Here is a 20,919-nt window from a genome sequence, read left to right as displayed (position 1 = left end):
GGCAAGGACCTCCGGTGCCCCGGCAGGCATCCCCATGCCTGCCGCATCACTCGCACCCTCAATGAGGTACCTATTACGCTAGGACCCCAACTTGTGAGCAGCCTGCGTCCAACATGGGAACAGGCTGGGAATCCCTCCCAGCATGGGAGACCTGCACCATTAACGCCGAACTGCAATGATGGAGCCATGAGCAACCGAATCGCATTCCTTGGCTGTGGGTCCATGAACGAGGCCATCCTGGCCGGTCTGGTCGAGGCGGGCACGGATCCGGCGGACATCGTGGCAACCGTCCGTCGCGCCGAGCGCGCCGCGGAGCTGGCCGAGCGCCACCACGGAATCACCGCGATCGCCGGTGAGGAGGAACCCGACAACAACAGGCAGGCAACCAAGGGGTCCGCCGTCGTCGTCCTTGGCGTCAAACCCGTGGGGATCGCGGACCTGGCCCGGGAGATCAGCGGCTCGCTCTCCCCGGACACCGTGGTGGTCAGCGTTGCGGCAGCGGTGTCCATCGCACAGCTCGAGGCGGCGCTGCCGGCCGGGCAGCCCGTGATCCGCTCGATGCCCAACACGCCCGCCAAGTTGGGACGTGGAGTGGTTTCGGTCTCGCCGGGCACCAATTGCAGCGCCGGGCAGCTGCAGGCGGTCAAGGAGGTCCTTCGGGGCGCCGGCACCGTGGTGGAGGTTCCGGAAGAGCAGGTGGACGCCCTTTCGGCCATCAGCGGCTCAGGACCGGCCTACGCGTTCTACCTGGCGGAGGCCATGGCCGCCGCGGGCGTCGAACTGGGGCTGGACGCGGAACTGTCCCTGCTGCTGGCCCGCGAGACCGTGGCCGGCGCGGGATTCATGCTGGCAGAGCCGGGCGCTGACCCGGCGGCGCTCCGCAAGGCCGTCACCAGCCCCAACGGCACCACGGAACGGGCTATCGCCACCTTCGATGAGCAGGGCATCCCCGCCATCGTCGCCGCCGGCGCGCGGGCCGCGGCGGAGCGGGCGGCGGAGATCACCCGCCAACTCGGCTGACCTCCTACGGCCGGGCGGCGAAACGCTCCAGCAGGTCCACGTGGCCGGACACGATCAGCATGTCGCGTGAGGACACCTTGGTCTCCGGCCGGGCGTAGGTGAAGTCCTCGCCCGGGGATTTCACGCCCACAATCGTTACCCCGTACTTGGACCGCACCTTGGATTCGTCCAGCGTGAAGCCCACTGTCTCACGCGGCGGGTACATCTTGACGATCGCGAAGTCGTCGTCGAATTCGATGAAGTCCAGCATGCGGCCGGACACCAGGTGGGCGGCCCGCACCCCGGCGTCCGCCTCCGGGTAGATGACGTGATTGGCGCCGATGCGGGTGAGGATCTTGCCGTGCGAGGGCGTAATTGCCTTCACCCACAGGTGCTCGATGCCCAGGTCCACCAGGTTGACGGTGATCAGCACCGAGGACTCGATGGACGTTCCAACGCCCACGACGGCGGAGCTGAACTCCTGCGCCCCGAGCTGGCGGAGAGCGTCAATGTTGGTGGCATCGGCTTCCACTACGTGCGTCAGAAGCGGCGACCACTTCTGGACCAGGGACCGGTCACGCTCGATGGCGAGGACCTCGCGGCCCTGCTTGACCAGCTGCTCCGCAGTGGAGGAACCGAACCTGCCCAGTCCAATGACCAGCACCGGTGCGTTGTGGGCGGGGCGCCGGGGGGCGTCTGAGGAACTAGCCAATGATGGGCCTCTCTTCGGGGTAGTGGTACAGCTGGCTGCGCTGGCGCAGGGCCAGCGCAGCGGCGAGTGTAACGGTTCCTACGCGGCCGGCGAACATCAGGGCCGTCAGGACGTACTTGCCTGCGGGCGCCACTTCGGCGCTCAGGTTGGTACTGAGGCCGCAGGTTGCGAAGGCGGAAATCGTTTCAAAGAGTACCCGGTCCAGCGACTGCCCGCTGATGTGGAGCAGGAGGAAAGCCCCCAGGGAGACCAGCGTCGCGCCGGCCACGATCACGGAGATGGCAACGCGCATGGCGCCTTCCGGGATGGTGCGGCCGTACACCTTCACATCGGTGTCTCCGCGGGCCTCGGCCATGATGGCCAGGAACATGATGGCAATGGTGGTCACCTTGATGCCGCCGGCCGTGGACGCCGAGCCGCCGCCGGCGAACATCAGCGCGTCCGTCAGCAGCATGGTGGTGGACTCCAGCTGGTTCTGGTCCACCAGGTTGAAGCCGCCCGACCGCATCTGGACGGACGCAAACAGGGAATGCATGACTTTGTCGCCGGTACCCATGCCGCCGATGGTGGCGGCGTTCTCCCACTCCATGACCGCCCAGGCCAGCGCGCCGGCCAGGAAAAGGATCAGCGAAACCTGGATGGTCAGCTTGGTGTGCAGGTTCCACCGCTTCCAGTTCAGCCCGTTCTGCTGCAGGACCATGACGACGGGGAAGCCCAGGCTGCCCACGAACACGCCAGCCATGATGGGGAGCAGGATCCACAGGTCGTTCTCGAACGGGATGATGCCCTCGGCGTGGGCCGTGAAGCCGGCGTTGTTGAACGAGGAGATGGCGTAGAAAATCCCATGCCACAGTGCCGTCGCCGGGCTTTCGCCGAGCATGAGGAAACGGGGCACCAGGATCACGGCAAGAGTGGCTTCGATGACAACCGAGGTGGTGATGACGATCCGCAGGAGCGTACCCACCTCGCCCAGGCGGCCGGCGTTGTTCATGGACTGCGCGGCGATCAGCTTGCCGCGTACGCCCAGCCGTTTGCTGACCATCAGCGCCAGCAGTGAAGCAAGGGTCAGGGTTCCCAGGCCGCCCACAAAGATGCCCACCAGGATGACAAGCTGCCCGAAGAAGGACCAGTGCGTCGCGGTGGTGACCACGGTCAGTCCGGTCACGCACACGGCCGATACCGCGGTGAACATTGCGTCATGCAGCGGGGTGGACTGGCCGTTGGCCGCAGCTGCCGGCAGTGACAGCAGTCCCGTGAACAGCAGGACCACCATGCCGAAGGCTGTCAGCGCCAGCCGTGCGGGGGACGTATTGGCCACTGTGTCAATGAAGTCGCGCAGCCGTGTGAGGAACCACAGCCCCTGGTGCTCGGCGGAGCCCGGCTGCCACTCTGCCCGGGCGATGGGCCCCGACTCGCGCTGCGTCATGTGGCTTTCCTTGGTTGAAACGGTTTCCTTCAGTAGTAAACCACTAATGCCCCGTAATGGCCCGGGGGTTGGACGGCTGTGCTCGGGTAGCCTGTGATTGATGACATACCTCCCCGGCCTCGCCCTGCCCGCGCCGCCAACAGTGGTGGTGTGGAGTCCGGACATGACCGCCTACAACTTCGGGGCGGGCCACCCGATGGCACCGGAACGGATGGACCTGACCGCCCGGCTGGCCCGGAGCCTGGGGCTCTTCGACCTGGCCCACGTTGACGTCGCGGCGCCCGGCGTCGCTTCGGACCCGGAGTTGGAAACGGTCCACTCCCCGGAGTTCGTGGCCGCCGTCCGCCGCGTCAGCGCCCACCCCGACAGGCACGACCATGAGCGGGGCCTGGGTACCGAGGACGACCCCGCCTTCGCCGGCATGCACGAGGCCGCAGCCCGGCTGGCCGGCGGTTCGCTCCTGGCCGCCTCCCGCATCCTGGACGGTTCAGCTCTGCATGCGGTCAATTTCGGCGGCGGCATGCACCACGCCTCCCGCAGCCGCGCCAGCGGGTTCTGCATCTACAACGACGCGGCCCTCGCCATCCAGCGGCTGCTCGACGGCGGTATCCAGCGCGTGGCATATATCGACGTCGATGCGCATCACGGCGACGGAACGGAGAGCATCTTCTGGGACGACCCCCGCGTGCTGACCATTTCGCTGCACGAGAGCGGCCTGACGCTCTTCCCCGGCACCGGGTTCGCCAATGAAACCGGCGGAGCGCCGGCGGAGGGAACGGCGGTTAACGTCGCCCTTCCCGCGGGTACGGGGGACGCCGGCTGGCTCCGGGCGTTTTACGCTGTCGTGCCGCAGCTGATCGCCGCTTTTGACCCGGACGCGATCGTCAGCCAGCACGGCTGCGACTCGCACCGGGACGACCCGCTCACGCACCTCAACCTCAGTGTGGATGGCCAGCGGGAGGCGGCCACCGCCGTCGGGAACCTCGCGGAGCGCCACTGCGGCGGCCGGTGGATCGCCACGGGAGGAGGCGGGTACAGCGTGCTGGACGTGGTGCCCAGGTCCTGGAGCCACCTGGTGGCGATTGCCGCGGCGCGGCCGGTGCCCGTGCGCACCCCCGTCCCGCAGGACTGGCGCCGGTACGTCGAGGAGAAATTCGGGACCGCCGCGCCCCGCCTGATGGGTGACGACGTGGAGCTGTGGTGGCGGTCCTGGGAAGTGGGCTTCGACCCGAACGACGCCGTGGACCGCACCATCATGGCCACCCGGAAGGCCGTCTTCCCGCTGCACGGCCTGGACCCATGGTTCGACTGATCGGCCCAGCCTGTACCGCACGAAATAGTTGATGCCTTTCGGCGTATATGTCGCTAGGGTGGAGGCATGGTGACAGACGACGTATTTGCCGTCATTGCGGAATCTACCCGGCGGGACATCCTGGTGGCCCTTCGTGCGGGTGACAAGGCTGTAGGCGAGCTGGTGCAGGAGCTTGAGGCGAGCCAGCCCACGATTTCGAAGCACCTGAAAGTACTCCGCGAGGCCCAGCTGGTGAGCATGCGCGCCCAGGGCCAGAAGCGGTACTACGCGCTGAACCGGGAACCGCTGGAGGGCATTTCGCACTGGCTGGAGACGTTCGACGTCGGCAATGCGGCCGCCGCCCCCTCCGCGCCGGCCGCCCGAGGAGCCCAGGGGAAGGCCGCCGCAGCAGGCCGCCCGTCAGCCGGAACGGCCGCCGCGGCGCGTTCAGCCGGTGAAGCCAGTCGAACTGCCGCGGGCGCGCCGGAAGAGGTTGCCGCCGAAGCTGTCTCTGCCGGTGTCCTTGCGAGGGACGGCGCGGAACTGAGCCCCGCCGTCGTGATTCCCGGCGGAACTGCCGCCGCGCTGAGCGACGACACCGTGCCCCAGCAGATTGGCCGCAGCGTGGGCCGTGCCGCAACGAAGGCCGCGGACCTCCTGGCGAACCTCCCCAAGTTCGGCCGGAAGAAATAGGACCTGCCGGGACCGATGCCTACCTGCGCAGCAGGCGCACGTGGTCCGGGTTAAGTTCGGAGATCCGGCTGGCGCCCAGCAGCGCCATGGTGCGGGCCATGTCCTTTTCGAGGATCTGCAGGGTGCGGTCCACTCCGGCGCGGCCACCGGCCATCAGCCCATACAGGTAGGCGCGGCCAATCAGCGTGAAATCGGCACCCAGTGCCAGGGCGGCCACAATGTCCGCGCCGCTCATGATGCCGGTGTCCAGCATGATCGCTGCGTCCGTGTTGTCCTTGGTGAACGCTTCCTTGACCTCCGGAAGGAGGTGGAACGGGATCGGCGCGCGGTCCAGCTGGCGGCCGCCGTGGTTGGACAGGATAACGCCGTCGGCGCCGTGGTCCACCACCCGCCGGGCGTCCTCCACCGTCTGGATGCCCTTGACCACCAGGTTGCCCTTCCAGGTGTCCCGGAGCCAGTCCAGGTCCTGGAAGGTGAGCGTGGGGTCGAACATGGAGTTGATCAGGTCCGCCACGGTGCCCGTGTAGCGGGACAGGGACGCGAAGGTCAGCGGCTCGTGGGTGAGGAAGTTGAACCACCATGCGGGCCGGTAGGAGGCGTCCAGGACGGTCTTGAGCGTCAGGGCCGGCGGGATGGTCATCCCGTTGCGGACGTCGCGGAGCCGGGCGCCGGCCACGGCGGTGTCCACGGTGACCATGAGGGTGTCGTTGCCTGCCTTGGCCGCGCGTTCGATGAGTTCCAGCGAGCGGTCCCGGTCCGTCCAGAGGTACAGCTGGAACCAGTTGCGGCCGTTCGGAGCGGCCGCGGCGACGTCCTCGATTGAGGCGGTACCCATCGTGGAGAGGGTGTACGGGATGCCTGCGGCTTCTGCTGCCTGCGACCCGGCGTATTCGCCCTCGGACTGCATCATCCGGGTGAAGCCGGTGGGGGCGATGCCCACGGGCAGGCGGGAGGTCCGGCCAAGGATGTCCGTGCTCAGATCGATCTGGGATACGTTCCGGAGGATGCCCGGGCGGAATTCGATGTCCAGGAAGGCTTCGCGGGCGCGGCGAAGCGTGATCTCCTCTTCGGCGGCGCCATCCGTGTAGTCGAACGGTGCCCGCGGTGTGCGGCGCTTGGCGATGTCACGAAGCTCCCAGATGGTGCTGGCGCGCTTGAGGCGGGCTTCCTTGCTGAACTCCGGCGTCTTGAACTGCATGAGCGGCGCGAGGTCCGAGTACTTGGGAATCCGGCGCTTCAGCGCGGCGGGCACCTTGGATGCGGGGGCGGCGGACGACGCCGGCGCGGCAACAGGTGCCCGCGTTGCCGGGAAGTCCGTGGTTTCCGGAGCGGGGGTCGCCTCGGGATTGCCGGGTTGGAGCGTGTGCGTCATGGCGTCCTTCGTTGGGCGTGCCGGTGGTGGTCTGCCTCACACTGTACGACATGTGGTCGGACCACATCAACCCTTTGAGTTTTCCTCCACTCACACGGCTTAAGCGGGGTGTTAAGGGCTGTAACTGGACACAAAACGGGATGTTGCGGAGACGATTTGGCGGGTGGTGCGGTGCGCGGCTATGGTCTTTCCCATGACAAACCGTTGGTATGCGTATTTTTCGTTGGCTCTGGAGGGGCCCGCGTCTGACTGACACGCATCCAACTACCTTCAGAGCCAACAGGGCAGAGATCATTCTCTGCCCTTCGCCGTTTCTCCGGCGGGTTCTGAAATTCCGGGCCCGCTTCCCATCTGGAACAGGACCCACCACATGAACACCGCAACAGCCCAGAACTCCACCTCGAACCTGCGCGTCAGCGAATTCACCGCCCTCCCCACACCCCAGGACCTCATCGCGGAGCTGCCCCTGGACGAAAAGGCGGCAGGCGTCGTCGAACGCGGCCGTGACGAAGTCCGCGCAGTCATGGACGGGGTGGACGACCGCCTCCTGGTCATCGTTGGCCCCTGCTCCATCCATGACCCCAAGGCCGGCCTGGAATACGCCCGCCGGCTGGTCAGCCAGGCCGGGAAGCACAAGGAGGACCTGCTGATCGTCATGCGCACGTACTTCGAAAAGCCACGCACCACGGTGGGCTGGAAGGGCCTGATCAACGATCCGCGCCTTGACGGCAGCCACGACATGGTCACCGGCCTGCGCACCGCACGCCGGTTCCTGCAGCAGGTCACCGCACTGGGCCTGCCCACCGCCACCGAGTTCCTGGAGCCCATCAGCCCGCAGTACATGGCAGACCTGATCGCGTGGGGCGCCATCGGGGCACGGACCACCGAGAGCCAGATCCACCGCCAGCTGGCCTCCGGGCTGTCCATGCCGGTCGGCTTCAAGAACGGGACCGACGGCGACCTCCAGGTGGCAATCGACGCCTGCGGTGCCGCCGCGGCAGCCCAGTCCTTCCTGGGGATCGACGGCGACGGCCGCGCCGCCCTGGTGGCGACTTCCGGAAACCCGGACACTCACATGATCCTCCGCGGCGGCCGGAAGGGGCCGAACTACTCGGCGGCCGACGTCGGGAGTGCTTCCGAAAAACTTGCTGCCAAGCACCTGAACCCCCGCCTGATCGTGGACGCCAGCCACGCAAACAGCGGCAAGAGCCACCACCGGCAGGCCGAGGTGGCGCTGGAAATCGGGGCGCAGTTGGAGGACGGCGGCACCGCTGCCCAGGCCGTCGCCGGAGTCATGCTCGAGAGCTTCCTGGTGGGCGGCGCACAGAGCCTGGATGTCGCTGAGAACGCGGCCGGGCGGGCTGACCTGGTGTACGGCCAGAGCGTCACGGATGCCTGCATGGAGTGGGACGTCACGGTGTCCGTCCTGGACCAGCTGGCGGCGTCGGCCCGGAAGCGCCGGACGGCCTGCTAAAAGTGCCGTCAGGCACTTTCACTTCTGCCACATGAACAACTAGAGTGTGCAAATAGGTGGTTGGTGGATGGCTCAGCATCAGAACACCGCATTGGCATTACATGGGGTCACTGTGTCCATCCGTCAGCAAAGGAATTCAGGGAAATGTCGGCAGAGCAGAACTTCTCCAACGCGAAGTTCCTGACCGTGGCAGAAGTCGCCCAGGTCATGCGGGTCTCCAAAATGACGGTGTACCGTCTTGTCCACGCCGGCGAACTGCCGGCCGTCCGCTTCGGCCGCTCCTACCGGGTGCCGGAAAACGCCGTGGAGCAGTACCTCCAGGGCGCCATCGTGGACGGGCACACCGAGACTGCCTGATCCGCGCTGTCAGGAGCCGCTCCGGATAAGCGGTACCCTGTTAAGGAACGTTTTACGTCATTGTAAGAATCTGTCAGTTGTCAGTTCGTTGCTCAGTCCGCGAACCATTTCCATCAGACAGGTACTGCATCTAGTTTGGTAAGGAACTTTCGTGGGTTCAGTTATTAAGAAGCGTCGCAAGCGTATGGCCAAGAAGAAGCACCGCAAGCTGCTTCGCAAGACCCGTCACCAGCGCCGCAACAAGAAGTAAATACTTCGCACAGCGTGGAACTGCCCGTCGCCTTTCTGGCGGCGGGCTTTTCTGTTGCCACGGAGGCTTAGAGCCGCGGGCCGCGCATCCGGGCGAAGCCCTTCCAGAGCCCGTACACGGCGCCGCAGACGGTGGCGGCCTTGAGCCCGAAGGTGGCGGCCCGCCGGCCGGCCCGGAAGTCATACACGGGCCAGTTGTTATCGCGGGCGTGCCGGCGCAGCCGTGAGTCCGGATTGATGGCCACCGGGTGGCCCACCAGGGTGAGCAGCGGGATGTCATTAAAGGAGTCGCTGTAGGCCCAGCATCGCTTGAGGTCCAGGCCTTCGGTGTCGGCTATTGCCTGGACGGCCACGGCCTTGGCGGATCCGTGCAGGATGTCGCCCACCAGCCGGCCGGTATACAGCCCGTCGGAAATCTCGCCCACCGTGCCCAGGGCTCCGGTGAGGCCCAGCCGGGTGGCGATGACCGTAGCCACCTCGATGGGGGTGGCGGTTACCAGCCAGACGCGCCGGCCCACGCGCAGATGTTGATCTGCCAGGGCCTTGGCGCCGGGCCAGATCCGGGAGGCAATCATCTCGTCGTAGACTTCCTCGCCCAGGATCCTGACGTCATCGACGCTGATGCCCACCGCGAGGCTGAGGGCGGAATCGCGGACCGCATGGACGTCATCCATGTTTTCTCCGCGGGCCATGAACATGAACTGCTTCCACGCCATCCCGGCTGCCTGCCGCAGGGTGAATGCACCGCGCTGGTGCATCTTACGGGCCACGTGGAACAGGCTGGCCCCGCGCATCAGGGTGTTGTCCACGTCGAAGAAAGCCGCCTCGCCGGGCTGCGGCGACGCAACCGGCCTGGTGACTACGGCGACGTATTTCTCCTCGGGCATGGTCTCGAGTCTAGTTGTATCGCCCTCGGAGGCCAGGAACGCCCGGCGGGGACGGGCGGCAAAAAGAAGCAGCTAGCGGCCCGGAATCACCGACCGTAAACTGGGTGCGAGCAAAGGAGCGGCCGCGATGGGCGCTGAAGTTCGTCATCCAGAGGTTCAATCCTGCGCGCGGGGATCCCGGAGGCGGGCCCTGACGGCGGTGCTCGCGTTCCTTGCACTTCTCCTGGGTTTCGTCCCCGGAGCGCCTTCCGCCCACGCCGTGTCCCTGTACGGCCACGACATCTCGTGGCCGCAATGCCCGACGGCGGCGGGCGGCTTTGGTCTGCCCATGCCGCCCGCGTCGTCCCAGTTCGTCATCATCGGCCTGACGAAGGGGCTGCCCTTCACCGAGAACCCGTGCCTGGCGAGCCAGGTGGACTGGGCCAGGACCAACAGCAAGCCCGCGCAGGCGTACACCATGGCGGCTTTCCCCACGCCTGGACAGCTCGCTACGTACGGGACGCAAGGACCCTGGTCCGCCACCACCCGCGCCGGCCAGCTGTCCAACGTGGGATATGCCGAAGCGCGCTTCGCCATCGCCAGCCTGGCACGGGTGGGCTTTGCGCCGACGGTGGTGTGGATCGACGTCGAGCCCCGTCCGGCCCAGCCCTGGCCCACGGCCACCGCAGCCCAGCAGCGCGAAAACCGATACATCATCGAGGGCATCATGCGCGCCCTGCGGGACGCGAAATTCTCGTACGGCCTCTACTCGTTTGCATCAGGATGGGCCGGCATCACCGGCTCGTGGCGGCTGCCAGGCGTCCCGGTGTGGGCAACAGCCGGCAAGCTGGACTACCCCGGGGAGGCGCTGGACCGCTGCCATCAGCCGAGCTTCTCGGGGGGACGCGTCTACATTTCGCAGTGGTACGACGACACCCGGGACTACGACCTGACCTGCGATCCCTATGCATTCACTCCTTTGCCCATCCCGGCATCGAGCCTCTCCGGATCGACCGCGGACTTCAACGGTGACTGGAACACGGACATCCTCGCCCGCGTGCCAGCCACCGGCGAGCTGCGGATGTACCCCGGAAACGGGCGCGGAGGCCGGCTCCCCGGCGTGCCCATCGGCAAGGGGTGGAACATCTTCAACTCCCTCGAAACACCCGGAGACTTCGACGGGGACGGTGCGCTGGATGTCCTGGCCCGGGAAACTGCCACCGGCTACCTGTGGCTCTACCGCGGCAACGGCACCGGCGGCTTCCTGCCCCGGCTCCGCATCGGCAACGGCTGGAACATCTTCACCGCCATCATCGGCCCCGGCGATTTCAACGGGGACCAGCGGGTCGACATCCTTGCGAGGGAAACCCGCACCGGCTACCTGTGGCTGTACCGTGGCAACGGCGCCGGCGGCTTCCTGCCCCGGGTGCTCGTCGGCAGCGGCTGGAACATCTTCAGCGCCATCGTCGGCCCGGGGGACATGAACGGCGACGGGGCAGCCGACGTCCTGGCGCGGGAGAGTGCGACGGGATTCCTATGGCTGTACCGCGGTAACGGTGCCGGCGGCTGGCTGCCCCGGATCAGGGTGGGCAGCGGATGGAATGCGATGACCGCCGTCGTAAGCCCTGGCGACTTCAACGGCGACCGCCGTCCCGATCTGCTGGCCCGCGACGGTGCCGGCATGCTGTGGCTCTACCCCGGCAGCGGTGCCGGCGGCCTGGTTTCGCGGATCCAGGTGGGTCCGGGCTGGAACGGGCTCTCACCGCTCTTCTGACAGCGCCCTGTTTGATGCGGCTGGGTCGCCTATGGGATGGATGTGATTCAGTCGCGCGAGAAGGCGCGCATCCCGGTCCGTCACCGCGTCCCCGCGAACGGGGCTACCGTTAACGCATGGCTACACCGCGCGTCGTCCTGATCACCAAATCTGAGTGCCACCTTTGCGAAGAGGCGCGCAACGCCGTCGGACGCGTTACTGCCGCGCTGGGGCTGGCCTGGACGGAAGAGTCCATGGACCAGAGCCCGGAACTGCGTGAACGCTACGCCGAGGAGATCCCGGTGGTGCTGGTGGACGGCGTCCAGCGCGATTTCTGGAAGATCGACGAAAACCGCCTGCACCGTGTCCTCCAGCGCGCCATGGCGCAGTAGGGGAGTGGCTTCACGTGAATACGGCTGCTTTGTTGGCACCGGCAGCGTGGCCCTAGAGTGGAGGCACGACGCAGCGCGAAGGATGGGATGGTGACGGCAATGGACCACACCCCGCATCCTGTTGCGGACCTTCCGGGGGCGCCGGGGAAGGAAATTCCCCCGGCTGCCGTGGCGCGGCTGACCATCTACCTGCGCGCCCTGAACGCGCTAATGGCCGACGGCGTGGAGCGGGTTTCATCCGAATCCCTTGCCGAAGTCTCCGGCGTGAGTTCGTCCACCCTGCGTAAGGATCTATCGCACGTTGGGTCCTACGGGACAAGGGGCGTCGGCTACGAGGTGCAGTACCTCAGCCGCCACATCGCCGCGGCCCTGGGTCTGACCCATGACTGGAAAGTCGCGATTGTTGGTGCCGGCAACCTGGGCAAGGCGCTGGCCCGGTATGGCGGTTTCGAATCCCGGGGCTTCGATGTGGTGGCCATCTTTGACGCCGACCAGATGGTGGTGGGCAACGAAGTCGGCTGGCTCCGGGTGAGCGACGTTGCCGACCTTGAGCCCGTCCTGCACCGGACCGGCGCCAACATGGTGGTGCTGGCGCTGCCGGCGGCCGTGGCGCAGGACGTGTGCGACAGGGTGGTCGCGGCAGGAGTGCACAGCATCCTCAGCTTCGCCCCCGTCATTCTCCAGGTGCCCGACGGGGTCAACCTGCGCAAGGTGGATATGGCCACCGAACTGCAGATCCTGGCGTACCACGCGCAACGGGCGCAGGCTCCGGGGCAGACCGCCTAATCCCGGCGGTGTCCGGCGCCTGCCCCCGTTGAAGTGTGCAGGTCTGGCTACAGGGTGCTGGTGTTTGCGGGCGGGCATTACCGCCCGTACGGGTTGCCCATGCCGCCGCCGTAGGGGTTGGCGAACGGCTGCTGGCGGAAGTACGGAGCAGTTGCCGGCAGGTAGAGCAGGACGATCGCGACGATGCCCAGGACCGTGCCCAGGGTGGCGATGGTGGGCGGTCCGAAGAGTCCGAACACGGAGAGCGCGGCGAAGACGGTTCCCAGGATGCGGGCCCAGTTCTTGCCCTTGCGGACGAAGACGGCGACCAGCAGGTAGAGGACCACGCCTATGATGCCGAACACCACCATGGTGCCGGCGATAAGGCCCTTGATGTCGTCGTAGCTGACCGCGTTGCCGCTGCCCTCGAGCTGCCGCTCGAATTCCTCGCGGAACATGGGGTTGTCCAGGTCTCCCAGGCCCGTCAGCAGCGAAATGAGGAAGATGGCCCCGGACGCGATGAGCAGCCAGAACGAAACATTGACCAGCTGCGGCGCCTGGCCCTTGCCGCCGCCGTTGGGCTGCTCGGAGGGGTACTGGGCGTAGGGGGACTGGCCATACGGCTGCTGCCCGTAAGGGGACTGGCCGTAGGGTGCCTGGCCGTACTGCGGGGAATTCTGGCCGTACGGCGCCTGGCCTCCGGGCTGCTGCCCATAACCGGGAGCCGGCGGCGGATTCTGTCCGTACTGCGGGGCATTCTGGCCGTACTGCGGCGGGTTTTGCCCGTACTGGGGAGCGTTTTGCCCGTACTGCGGGGCGTTTTCGCCATAGCGCGGCGGCTGGTTCGCTGAGCTGTCCCCATGCCGGGGATCGTTCGGGCCGGGCGGCGGGGGGACGGGCGGAGTGCTCATGGGCGGTCCTTTTCCAGAAATGCTTCCAAAACGGTACTGCCGGGATCGATCCTGCCCTACCCCCGGCATGGCTTAGCTCAACCGTACCCCTGCACGGTCGCGTTGTGGGGATAACCCGCATAAACACAGCACCCCGGGCGCCCTGCTGCTGAAGCCGGGTGCCCGGGGTGCTGATGCAATTGGGAGAAAGCTGCTTATGCTGCGGGGGCGATGAAGGCCAGTTCCAGGTTGATGGCAACCTTGTCGCTGACCAGCACGCCGCCGGTCTCGAGGACAGCATTCCAGGTGAGGCCGAAGTCCTTGCGGCTGATGGTCGTCTCAGCGGAGAGGCCGGCGCGGGTGTTGCCGAACGGGTCGACAGCAACGCCGTTGAACTCCGTTTCCAGGACGACCGGGCGGGTGACACCCTTGATGGTCAGGTCGCCGGAGAGCTCGTAGCTGTTGCCCTTGGCCACGAGGCCGTTGGAGACGAAGGTCATCTCGGGGAACTTCTCCACGTCGAAGAAGTCCTCGCCCTTGACGTGGCCGTCGCGGTTGGTGTCGCCGGAGTCGAAGCTGCCGGTCTGGATGGTGGCGTTGACCTTGGAGTCGACGACGTCCTCGGCAACCTCGAGGGTCGCTGCCGCTTCGGTGAACTGGCCGCGGACCTTGCTGATGCCTGCGTGACGGACGGTGAATCCGATCTCGCTGTGGGAGTTGTCCAGGATCCAGGTGCCGGTGGTGACGTCTGCGGGAAGTGCCATGGTGATGCTCCTTGAGGTGGAAGGGCTGTGCTGTCTGCGTTGAGGCCATTGACGCTTCATCTGTTGAAGTCTCAACTAACCGCTGCATTTAGTATAAACATGCATTTGCATCTTTTGTTCCCCCGGGCGGGAACTTTTTTACAAAATCCTGAGTTCTACCGGGTGTAGAAGATTTCGGATCGCACGCCATCTTTGAGAAACTGGTAAACATGCCCCAATCCACTGTCCACTTGCTCCGCCATGGCGAGGTCCATAATCCTGACGGCGTGCTGTACGGCAGGCTGCCCGCATTCCACCTCTCGGAGCTGGGCCGCCGGATGGCTGAAATGCTCGCGGAGCACTTCGCCCGGCGGGCCGCCGCAGGGGCACGGATCACCTACCTGGCAGCGTCCCCGCTGGACCGTGCCCAGGAGACCGCCCGCCCCACGGCAGAGGCACTGGGACTGGAGATCCACACGGACGGACGGATCATCGAGGCGGAAAACTACTTCGAGGGCCTGAAGGTCACCAAGGCCGAACTCCGCAAGCCCAAGCACTGGCCACACCTGGTCAACCCCCTCCGCCCGTCCTGGGGCGAGCCCTACAAGCAGCAGGCGTCCCGTGTCATGGATGCGGTCCAGGAAGCGCGCCTGCGTGCAATAGAACTTGCCGGCAGCGATTACGGCACGGCCGGTCCTGAAGCGATCATGGTCAGCCACCAGCTCCCGATCTGGGCCACCCGGCTCAGCGCCGAGGGCAAACCGCTGTGGCACGACCCGCGCAAGCGGGAGTGCACGCTGACCTCCATCACCTCCCTGGTGTTCGACGACGCCGGCGTGCTTCTGCGCGTCGAGTACACCGAGCCGGCGGCCTCCCTTCTTCCGGGTGCGGCCAGCACCCCTGGAGCCTGATAGTGACTGACAGCAACAGCAGCAAGCCCCGCAGCGCCGGGCCCCTCGCCTCCCGGCGCAGCGTACTGGCCGCCGGCGGCTTCACCCTGGCGGCACTGACCCTTGGGCTGTCCGCGTGTGCCCAGGAAGACGCCCTGGCCAAGCAGGCCCGCGCCGGGGACAACAAGAACTACGTGGCCGGAGACGGCTCCGTGACCGAGTTCGCCGCAACGGACCGCAAGGCCCCGGTCCAGGTCACCGGAACGCTCTTCAACGGCACGGCCATCACCCCTGCGGACTTCCAGGGCAAGGTCACGGTGCTGAACTTCTGGTTCGCCGCATGCGCACCCTGCCGGGTGGAGGCCCCCATCCTCGAGGAGCTGCACCAGGAATTCAAGGACCAGGGGGTCCAGTTCTTCGGCGTGAACCTGCGCGACGAGAAAGCCACCGCGGAAGCGTTCGACAAGACCTTCGGCCTCACGTATCCCAGCTTCGACGACCAGGACGGCGGAGTGCTGCTGGCCGTCTCCGGACTCGTCCCGCCCGGAGCGGTTCCCACCACACTGGTCCTGGACAAGCAGGGCCGGGTGTCCGCCCGCGTGCTCGGCGAGATCGAGCGCGGCACCCTGAAGGCCCTCATCGCCGCGGCCGTGGCAGAGTAGCCGGCCGTGAACAGCCCCTTCGCCGAAGCCATCCTCAACGGTTCGCTGCTGCTGGCCATCCCGGTGGCCCTGCTGGCCGGACTGGTCTCCTTCCTGTCCCCGTGCGTGCTGCCCCTGGTCCCCGGATACCTGGGGTATGTCACAGGCCTGAGCGGCGTGGACCTGCAGAAGCAGAAGCGCGGCCGGATGCTCGCCGGGATCGGGCTGTTCGTCCTGGGTTTCTCCGTGATCTTCGTCCTGCTGGGCGGCGCCTTCGGACAGCTTGGTACCCTCGTCACGGGCAGCCAGAACGCGTGGATCACCCAGCTCCTGGGCATCGTGGTGATCATGATGGGCGTGGTGTTCATGGGTGGCCTGGGCTGGTTCCAGCGTGACGCCAAAATTCACGCCAAACCGCCGGCCGGCCTGTGGGGAGCTCCGCTGCTGGGCCTGACCTTCGGGCTCGGCTGGGCGCCGTGCATCGGCCCCACCTATTCCGCGGTCCAGCTGCTGAGCCTCTCCGGCGGTTCATCCGCGGCCAAGGGCGCCTTCCTGGCCTTCGTGTACAGCCTGGGCCTGGGCATCCCCTTCCTGTTGATTGCGCTGGGCCTGCGCCGCGGCATGGGCGTGATGGCGTTCTTCCGCGAGCACCGCGTGGCCATCCAGCGCACCGGAGGAGGCATCCTGGTGCTGCTGGGACTGCTGATGGCCAGCGGCGTGTGGGGTACCTGGGTCACCGGGCTGCAGTACTGGTTCCAAACCGACGTGAAGTTGCCAATCTGATGAGCGAGCGAGTGAACGAAGAAGCTAAGTCTGCCGTGACCGGTCCGAAGCCTGACGCTGAAGACGCAAGGGCCGGCGCAAAGCCGGACGCGGCGGTGCCGGTCCTCGGCCCCCGGGAAATGCTCCGCTGGGCGTGGACCCAGCTGACCAGCATGCGCACGGCGCTGTTCCTGCTGCTCCTGCTGGCCGTGGCCGCCGTGCCGGGCTCCCTGTTCCCGCAGCGGCCCGCCAACCCTTCCGTGGTCACCCAATACATCAAGGACAACCCCGACTACGGCAGGATCCTGGACTCGCTGCAGCTCTACGACGTCTACTCTTCCGTCTGGTTCTCCGCCATCTACCTGCTGCTCTTCACCTCCCTGATCGGCTGCGTGGTTCCCCGCGCCATCGCCCATTACAAGGCGATGCGCTCCCAGCCGCCGCGTACCCCCAAACGCCTGTCCCGCCTGCCGGAGTACGGCACCCTGGCCATTCCCGCCCGTGCCGGGATCCCGGCGTCGGACGCCATCCACCGTGCCGCGGCGCTGCTGAAGAAGCGCGGCTACCGCGTTGAGGTGAGGGACGACGACGGCGCGCGGCCATCCTTGGGGGCCGAGCGCGGCTTCCTGAAGGAAGTGGGCAACCTGGTGTTCCACACGTCGCTGATCGGCGTGCTGGTGTCCGTGGCCGCCGGCGGCCTGTTCGGCTACAGCGGCCAGCGCATCCTGGTGGAGGGCGACACATTCGTGAACACCCTGGTGGGCTACGACCAGTTCACGCCCGGCACCAACTTCCAGTCCAGCCAGCTGGAGCCCTACTCGGTCCAGCTGGACAAGTTCGACATCACGTTCGACCGTGAATCGCAGGGCAAGTTCGGCCAGCCCATCGATTTCTCCGCCGCGGTGACCACCAAGGAAAGCCCGGACGCGCCGGCCAAGCAGAAAATCCTGAAGGTCAACGACCCGGTCAGCCTGGGTGGCACCAGCATCTACCTGACCGGCAACGGCTACGCGCCCGTGGTGACCATCCGCGACGGCGAAGGCAACGTGGCCATGCAGGGCCCCGTGGTGGCCAAGCTGCAAGGCGACAACTACTACTCCTCCGTGGTCATCAAGGTCCCGGACGCCAAGCCGGACCAGCTGGGCTTCGTAGGCTTCTTCCTGCCCACCGCGTTCGTCACGGACGAGGGCGTGTCCTTCAGCGGCGACCCGGATCTCTTCAACCCGCAGCTGACCCTGAACTCGTTCTACGGCGATCTGGGCCTGGACGCCGGCGCACCGCAAAACGTCTTCGAACTGGACGTGGCGGAGCTGACGCCGCTGAACGCCCGGAACCTGGATGCCGGCGGCATCACCCTGGCTCCGGGCACCAGCTACACCCTGCCGGACGGCAAGGGCAGCATCAGCTTCGACGGCGTGAAGCGCTACATCGGCGTGGACATCCACCACAACCCCGGCCAGATGTACGCGTTGATCTTCGCGCTGCTGGCAGTGGCGGGCCTGGTCGCCTCCCTCTACGTCAACCGCCGCCGCGTCTGGGTGCGCACCGGCACCTCCGAGGACGGCCGCACTATGGTGGAATACGGACTCCTGGCCCGGGGCGAAGACCACAGGCTGGCCGGAGAAGCCGACACCATCCGGAAGCTGCTGGCCGCCGAATGGCAGCTGGATCCGGACGCCGCTGCCACAGAACCTTCCTCCACCTCCACCCCAGCCGGCCCCGCAGGGCCCGAAAAGGACCAGTAATGCCGTACGGAATCAACGAAACCATGGGACAGTACAGCGAGCTCTTCATGCTGCTCGCGGCCGGCACCTACACCGTTGCCTTCATCGCCTTCGCCTGGGACCTGGCCAAGAGCAGCAAGGCACTGCGCGCCATAGACCTGAAGGCCGCACAGGCGGGAGAACAGGCTGCTGTTCCGGCCGTCGTGGGGGCCGGCGCCGCAGCGGCGGGCGGCGAGGCGGACTCCGGTGCGTCCCGCCTGGACGGGCCCGCGGGACGTGCGGAGCGGCCGTCGTCGTCCGTTGCCAAGGCGGCCGGCGCCACCGGCGTGGCCATGGCTGACGCCGACATGAAGTACGCAGCCGAACGCCGCGCCCCCGCACGGGTCGCCGTCGCCCTGACCGTCCTGGGCGCCGTTATCCACGGCGCCGGCGTGGTTACCCGCGCCATCGGCGCCGGACGCGTGCCGTGGGGCAACATGTACGAATTCCTCACCACCGGCGCGTTCGTGGCCATCGCCGTGTTCCTGCTGGCGCTGATCCGCCGCGACCTGCGCTTCCTGGGCACTTTCGTGGTGGGGCTGGGCATCATCATGCTGGTGGCCGCCTCCGTGGCGTACTGGACCCCTGTGGGCCACCTGGTCCCGGCGCTGCAGAGCTACTGGCTGATCATCCACGTGTCCATCGCCGTGCTTTCGTCCGCCCTGTTTACGCTGACGTTCGCGATGTCAGTGCTGCAGCTGGTCCAGGCACACCGGCAGAAGACCGTGGCCGCCGGCGGAGCCGACAAGCTCGGCTTCATGCGCCTGGTGCCGTCCGCACTGAGCCTGGAAAACCTCTCCTACCGCATCAACGCCATCGCCTTCATCGGCTGGACGTTCACGCTGATGTTCGGCGCCATCTGGGCAGAGAAGGCCTGGGGCCGGTTCTGGGGCTGGGACACCAAGGAAGTCTGGACGTTCGTCATCTGGGTGGTCTATGCCGGCTACCTGCACGCCCGCGCCACGCGCGGCTGGACCGGAACCCGGGCGGCCTGGCTGTCCATTGTGGGCTACCTGTGCGTAATCTTCAATTTCACCATCGTGAACCAGTTCTTCAACGGGCTCCACTCGTACTCAGGGCTTTAGGGCTCCTGCGGGGCGAGCCTGAATAACGGGGCGCTACGGCGTCCCGTCCGGGCCTTGGGCGCCGCTATCCCGGTCGCCGGTATCGCGGGGATCCTTGCCGCCGCCCTGCTCCCGTGACTTCGCGTCAAGTTCATCCTTGAGCTTCTGCAGGCGGGCCGCCTCCGCCTGGTTGCGGCGGCGTGCCTCAAGGTTGCGAAGGAAGTCGGGGTCGTCGTCCGGCGCGGTGGGATGACGGTACTCCTGCGGCCTGGCCGAACCGCCGCGGGGCCGGCCCATCAGCAGCCACAGGATGGCGCCCAGGACCGGCAGCACGATCATGACTACGATCCAGGCGGGCTTGGAGATGCCCCGGGTGAGGCGGGCGTCAGTGCGGATCACGTCCACCAGGCCATACACGAAGATGACGAGGACAGCGACGGCCAGAGCCACACGGATGAGCATGCCATTAAGTCTATCGCCCGCGGGAGCAAGGGCTTCCGGCGGGGGCGGCTAAACTTGAATAGTGGCCTTTTTGAAATATTCCCTGATCCGCCTGGCGCTCTTTGTGCCCCTGTTCGTGCTTTTCCTGTTCCTGCAGCTGGGCGCACTGATGTCCGTGGTGGCAGCTGCGCTCATCGCTTTCGCCGTGAGCTACCTGTTCTTTCAGAAGCAGCGCGACGAAGCTGCGGCCGCACTGCACCAGCGCTTTTCCGGCAAGGCCAAGCCCATCCGTTCCGCCGGCGAGGTCCAGGACGCGGACGCCGAGGACACGCTGCTGGACTCCAACCCGGGCGTCACCATCCGGAACGACGCCACGGAGCGCAAGAACCCGTAACGCCTCCCGCCGTACTGATGGATCCCGAGCCGCTAGAACCCGTGGCTGAGCACCAGTCCGGCTGAGAAGAGCAGGCTGTATCCGAGGTTGATCAGCCCGGTCTGCTTCAGGACGGGGATCAGGCTCTTGCGCTTGCGGCCGTTGATCATGAGCCAGGCCGGCATCAGGCAGGCCGGGATGAGCAGCAGGACGATCAGCATCCACGGCCGGCCCGGAGCCAGCACCACCACCAGCAGGATGGCCACGGCGAGCATGAGCACGTAACTTTCGCGCGCATGCTTGTCGCCCAGCCGGACAGCGAGGGTCTTCTTGCCCGCCTGGATATCGGTGGGGATGTCGCGGACGTTGTTGGCCATCAGCAGCGCCGTGGCAATCAGGCCGGTGCCCACCGCGCCGATGATGGCGGGCAGGTTGACCTGGCCGGCCTGCGTGTAGGTGGTGCCCAAGGTGGCCACGAGGCCGAAGAAGACGAACACGAACACGTCGCCCAGACCGAGGTAGCCGTAGGGGTTCTTTCCTCCGGTGTAGCCCCAGGCAGCCATCACGCAGCCCAGCCCCACCAGGAGCAGCCACCAGCTCTGGGTGATCACCACCAGGATGAGTCCAAAGACCATCGCCGCGGCGAATGCGCCGAAGGCTGCATATTTGACGTGGTCCGGTTCCGCGGCGCCGGAACCTACAAGCCGCAGGGGGCCCACCCGGTCGTCATCGGTGCCGCGTATTCCGTCCGAGTAATCATTCGCGTAGTTCACGCCTACCTGCAGGAGAAGCGCCACCAGGGCCGCCAGGATCGCATTCAGCAGAAGGAACGAATCCATCTCGTAGGCGGCGGCGGAACCGATCAGCACCGGCGCGATCGCAGCCGGAAGCGTGCGAAGGCGGGCGCCTTTGATCCATTGTGCGGCTGTGGCCACGGTCAGTACCTCGTGTTGGCTCGGAAATACGGCAGGACAGGGATGGTGCTCCCGCCGCGATGGTGCAG

Annotated in this window: 23 protein-coding genes; 15 read left to right on the top strand and 8 right to left on the bottom strand. The window is 66.7% G+C overall.

All coding sequences use genetic code 11. The features are described from left to right. The first annotated feature begins 186 nt into the window (after window positions 1-186). Window positions 187-1,020, top strand: coding sequence for a pyrroline-5-carboxylate reductase (gene proC, locus ACIQCM_RS06565; protein ID WP_400604907.1), 834 nt, complete (start codon window positions 187-189; stop codon window positions 1,018-1,020). A 4-nt stretch (window positions 1,021-1,024) separates the two neighbouring features. Here proC and ACIQCM_RS06560 read toward each other — a convergent pair whose 3' ends face one another. Continuing rightward, window positions 1,025-1,663, bottom strand: a complete 639-nt coding sequence (locus ACIQCM_RS06560) for a potassium channel family protein (RefSeq protein WP_400605449.1) — start codon at window positions 1,661-1,663, stop codon at window positions 1,025-1,027. A 40-nt stretch (window positions 1,664-1,703) separates the two neighbouring features. Then, window positions 1,704-3,137, bottom strand: coding sequence for a TrkH family potassium uptake protein (locus ACIQCM_RS06555; RefSeq protein WP_400604905.1), 1,434 nt, complete (start codon window positions 3,135-3,137; stop codon window positions 1,704-1,706). 100 nt (window positions 3,138-3,237) lie between these two features. Between ACIQCM_RS06555 and ACIQCM_RS06550 the strand changes: the two genes are divergently transcribed. Beyond that, entirely contained in the window at window positions 3,238-4,449 is a 1,212-nt protein-coding gene (locus ACIQCM_RS06550) for an acetoin utilization protein AcuC (RefSeq protein WP_400604903.1), read from the top strand. A gap of 66 nt (window positions 4,450-4,515) precedes the next feature. Beyond that, entirely contained in the window at window positions 4,516-5,121 is a 606-nt protein-coding gene (locus ACIQCM_RS06545; RefSeq protein WP_400604901.1) for an ArsR/SmtB family transcription factor, read from the top strand. A 19-nt stretch (window positions 5,122-5,140) separates the two neighbouring features. On the opposite strand, the gene ACIQCM_RS06540 is transcribed toward ACIQCM_RS06545, so the two are convergent. Further along, window positions 5,141-6,493, bottom strand: coding sequence for an alpha-hydroxy-acid oxidizing protein (locus ACIQCM_RS06540; RefSeq protein WP_400604900.1), 1,353 nt, complete (start codon window positions 6,491-6,493; stop codon window positions 5,141-5,143). A 370-nt stretch (window positions 6,494-6,863) separates the two neighbouring features. Here ACIQCM_RS06540 and ACIQCM_RS06535 point away from each other — a divergent pair, with 370 nt between their 5' ends. The 3 genes from ACIQCM_RS06535 (at window position 6,864) to ACIQCM_RS06525 (ending at window position 8,574) form a co-directional block, all read left to right on the top strand. Continuing rightward, window positions 6,864-7,967 carry a 3-deoxy-7-phosphoheptulonate synthase gene (locus ACIQCM_RS06535; protein ID WP_400604898.1) on the top strand — a complete coding sequence of 368 codons (1,104 nt, stop codon included), beginning with the start codon at window positions 6,864-6,866 and terminating at the stop codon, window positions 7,965-7,967. Window positions 7,968-8,111: 144 nt separating this feature from the next. Then, window positions 8,112-8,324, top strand: a complete 213-nt coding sequence (locus tag ACIQCM_RS06530; protein ID WP_400604896.1) for a helix-turn-helix domain-containing protein — start codon at window positions 8,112-8,114, stop codon at window positions 8,322-8,324. Window positions 8,325-8,475: 151 nt separating this feature from the next. Further along, window positions 8,476-8,574, top strand: coding sequence for a 30S ribosomal protein bS22 (locus tag ACIQCM_RS06525; protein WP_003792170.1), 99 nt, complete (start codon window positions 8,476-8,478; stop codon window positions 8,572-8,574). A gap of 67 nt (window positions 8,575-8,641) precedes the next feature. Here the strand turns inward: ACIQCM_RS06525 and ACIQCM_RS06520 are convergent, their stop codons facing one another. Beyond that, window positions 8,642-9,460 (bottom strand): HAD family hydrolase, encoded by an 819-nt coding sequence (locus tag ACIQCM_RS06520; RefSeq protein ID WP_400604895.1) that lies wholly within the window; start codon window positions 9,458-9,460, stop codon window positions 8,642-8,644. Between the two features lie 127 nt (window positions 9,461-9,587). On the opposite strand from ACIQCM_RS06520, the gene ACIQCM_RS06515 reads away from it, so the two are divergent. The 3 genes from ACIQCM_RS06515 (at window position 9,588) to ACIQCM_RS06505 (ending at window position 12,370) form a co-directional block, all read left to right on the top strand. Beyond that, the gene (locus ACIQCM_RS06515) at window positions 9,588-11,213 is read left to right on the top strand and encodes an FG-GAP-like repeat-containing protein (protein ID WP_400604894.1); all 1,626 of its coding nucleotides are present in this window, start codon (window positions 9,588-9,590) and stop codon (window positions 11,211-11,213) included. Between the two features lie 116 nt (window positions 11,214-11,329). Beyond that, on the top strand, window positions 11,330-11,584 hold the full coding sequence (locus ACIQCM_RS06510) for a glutaredoxin family protein (protein WP_400604892.1): 255 nt from the start codon (window positions 11,330-11,332) through the stop codon (window positions 11,582-11,584). Between the two features lie 87 nt (window positions 11,585-11,671). Beyond that, the gene (locus tag ACIQCM_RS06505; protein WP_400604890.1) at window positions 11,672-12,370 is read left to right on the top strand and encodes a redox-sensing transcriptional repressor Rex; all 699 of its coding nucleotides are present in this window, start codon (window positions 11,672-11,674) and stop codon (window positions 12,368-12,370) included. 77 nt (window positions 12,371-12,447) lie between these two features. Here ACIQCM_RS06505 and ACIQCM_RS06500 read toward each other — a convergent pair whose 3' ends face one another. Both ACIQCM_RS06500 and ACIQCM_RS06495 read right to left on the bottom strand, forming a co-directional pair. Then, window positions 12,448-13,260 (bottom strand): hypothetical protein, encoded by an 813-nt coding sequence (locus ACIQCM_RS06500; RefSeq protein ID WP_400604889.1) that lies wholly within the window; start codon window positions 13,258-13,260, stop codon window positions 12,448-12,450. A 194-nt stretch (window positions 13,261-13,454) separates the two neighbouring features. Then, entirely contained in the window at window positions 13,455-14,003 is a 549-nt protein-coding gene (locus ACIQCM_RS06495) for a YceI family protein (RefSeq protein WP_400604887.1), read from the bottom strand. Window positions 14,004-14,212: 209 nt separating this feature from the next. Between ACIQCM_RS06495 and ACIQCM_RS06490 the strand changes: the two genes are divergently transcribed. The 5 genes from ACIQCM_RS06490 to ccsB are packed head-to-tail and all read left to right on the top strand — an operon-like array spanning window position 14,213 to window position 19,123. Beyond that, window positions 14,213-14,893, top strand: coding sequence for a histidine phosphatase family protein (locus ACIQCM_RS06490; RefSeq protein WP_400604886.1), 681 nt, complete (start codon window positions 14,213-14,215; stop codon window positions 14,891-14,893). Window positions 14,894-14,895: 2 nt separating this feature from the next. Then, window positions 14,896-15,534, top strand: a complete 639-nt coding sequence (locus ACIQCM_RS06485) for a TlpA family protein disulfide reductase (protein WP_400604884.1) — start codon at window positions 14,896-14,898, stop codon at window positions 15,532-15,534. 6 nt (window positions 15,535-15,540) lie between these two features. Continuing rightward, the gene (locus ACIQCM_RS06480; RefSeq protein WP_400604883.1) at window positions 15,541-16,296 is read left to right on the top strand and encodes a cytochrome c biogenesis CcdA family protein; all 756 of its coding nucleotides are present in this window, start codon (window positions 15,541-15,543) and stop codon (window positions 16,294-16,296) included. Then, window positions 16,296-18,020 (top strand): cytochrome c biogenesis protein ResB, encoded by a 1,725-nt coding sequence (locus ACIQCM_RS06475; RefSeq protein WP_400604881.1) that lies wholly within the window; start codon window positions 16,296-16,298, stop codon window positions 18,018-18,020. The genes ACIQCM_RS06480 and ACIQCM_RS06475 overlap by 1 nt, the downstream gene beginning before the upstream one ends. Continuing rightward, window positions 18,020-19,123, top strand: coding sequence for a c-type cytochrome biogenesis protein CcsB (gene ccsB / locus ACIQCM_RS06470; RefSeq protein ID WP_400604880.1), 1,104 nt, complete (start codon window positions 18,020-18,022; stop codon window positions 19,121-19,123). Before ACIQCM_RS06475 ends, ccsB begins: the two co-directional genes overlap by 1 nt. A 33-nt stretch (window positions 19,124-19,156) precedes the next feature. Here ccsB and ACIQCM_RS06465 read toward each other — a convergent pair whose 3' ends face one another. Then, on the bottom strand, window positions 19,157-19,564 hold the full coding sequence (locus ACIQCM_RS06465) for a PLDc N-terminal domain-containing protein (RefSeq protein WP_400604878.1): 408 nt from the start codon (window positions 19,562-19,564) through the stop codon (window positions 19,157-19,159). Window positions 19,565-19,625: 61 nt separating this feature from the next. Between ACIQCM_RS06465 and ACIQCM_RS06460 the strand changes: the two genes are divergently transcribed. Further along, window positions 19,626-19,937: a DUF4229 domain-containing protein gene (locus tag ACIQCM_RS06460; protein ID WP_400604877.1), complete on the top strand. Its 312-nt coding sequence runs from the start codon at window positions 19,626-19,628 to the stop codon at window positions 19,935-19,937. A gap of 32 nt (window positions 19,938-19,969) precedes the next feature. Here the strand turns inward: ACIQCM_RS06460 and ACIQCM_RS06455 are convergent, their stop codons facing one another. Further along, window positions 19,970-20,851: a 1,4-dihydroxy-2-naphthoate polyprenyltransferase gene (locus ACIQCM_RS06455; protein WP_400604875.1), complete on the bottom strand. Its 882-nt coding sequence runs from the start codon at window positions 20,849-20,851 to the stop codon at window positions 19,970-19,972. Window positions 20,852-20,919: the final 68 nt, after the last annotated feature.

Origin of the sequence: Pseudarthrobacter sp. NPDC092439 (assembly GCF_044754945.1) — a bacterium.
In the GTDB taxonomy this organism is placed as follows: Bacteria; Actinomycetota; Actinomycetes; order Actinomycetales; family Micrococcaceae; genus Arthrobacter.
Note: the sequence above shows the minus strand (reverse complement) of the source record. Positions and strands in the feature narration are given on the sequence as shown.

Bases quoted from the DNA above. Each gene is read 5' to 3' on its own strand.
- ACIQCM_RS06510 (WP_400604892.1), top strand. From the start codon at position 11,330: ATGGCTACACCGCGCGTCGTCCTGATCACCAAATCTGAGTGCCACCTT.
- ACIQCM_RS06515 (WP_400604894.1), top strand. From the start codon at position 9,588: ATGGGCGCTGAAGTTCGTCATCCAGAGGTTCAATCCTGCGCGCGGGGA.
- ACIQCM_RS06475 (WP_400604881.1), top strand. From the start codon at position 16,296: ATGAGCGAGCGAGTGAACGAAGAAGCTAAGTCTGCCGTGACCGGTCCG.
- ACIQCM_RS06545 (WP_400604901.1), top strand. From the start codon at position 4,516: ATGGTGACAGACGACGTATTTGCCGTCATTGCGGAATCTACCCGGCGG.
- ACIQCM_RS06520 (WP_400604895.1), bottom strand. From the start codon at position 9,460: ATGCCCGAGGAGAAATACGTCGCCGTAGTCACCAGGCCGGTTGCGTCG.
- ACIQCM_RS06555 (WP_400604905.1), bottom strand. From the start codon at position 3,137: ATGACGCAGCGCGAGTCGGGGCCCATCGCCCGGGCAGAGTGGCAGCCG.
- proC (WP_400604907.1), top strand. From the start codon at position 187: ATGAGCAACCGAATCGCATTCCTTGGCTGTGGGTCCATGAACGAGGCC.
- ACIQCM_RS06465 (WP_400604878.1), bottom strand. From the start codon at position 19,564: ATGCTCATCCGTGTGGCTCTGGCCGTCGCTGTCCTCGTCATCTTCGTG.
- ACIQCM_RS06540 (WP_400604900.1), bottom strand. From the start codon at position 6,493: ATGACGCACACGCTCCAACCCGGCAATCCCGAGGCGACCCCCGCTCCG.
- ACIQCM_RS06550 (WP_400604903.1), top strand. From the start codon at position 3,238: ATGACATACCTCCCCGGCCTCGCCCTGCCCGCGCCGCCAACAGTGGTG.
- ACIQCM_RS06505 (WP_400604890.1), top strand. From the start codon at position 11,672: ATGGTGACGGCAATGGACCACACCCCGCATCCTGTTGCGGACCTTCCG.
- ccsB (WP_400604880.1), top strand. From the start codon at position 18,020: ATGCCGTACGGAATCAACGAAACCATGGGACAGTACAGCGAGCTCTTC.
- ACIQCM_RS06495 (WP_400604887.1), bottom strand. From the start codon at position 14,003: ATGGCACTTCCCGCAGACGTCACCACCGGCACCTGGATCCTGGACAAC.
- ACIQCM_RS06490 (WP_400604886.1), top strand. From the start codon at position 14,213: ATGCCCCAATCCACTGTCCACTTGCTCCGCCATGGCGAGGTCCATAAT.
- ACIQCM_RS06535 (WP_400604898.1), top strand. From the start codon at position 6,864: ATGAACACCGCAACAGCCCAGAACTCCACCTCGAACCTGCGCGTCAGC.
- ACIQCM_RS06530 (WP_400604896.1), top strand. From the start codon at position 8,112: ATGTCGGCAGAGCAGAACTTCTCCAACGCGAAGTTCCTGACCGTGGCA.
- ACIQCM_RS06500 (WP_400604889.1), bottom strand. From the start codon at position 13,260: ATGAGCACTCCGCCCGTCCCCCCGCCGCCCGGCCCGAACGATCCCCGG.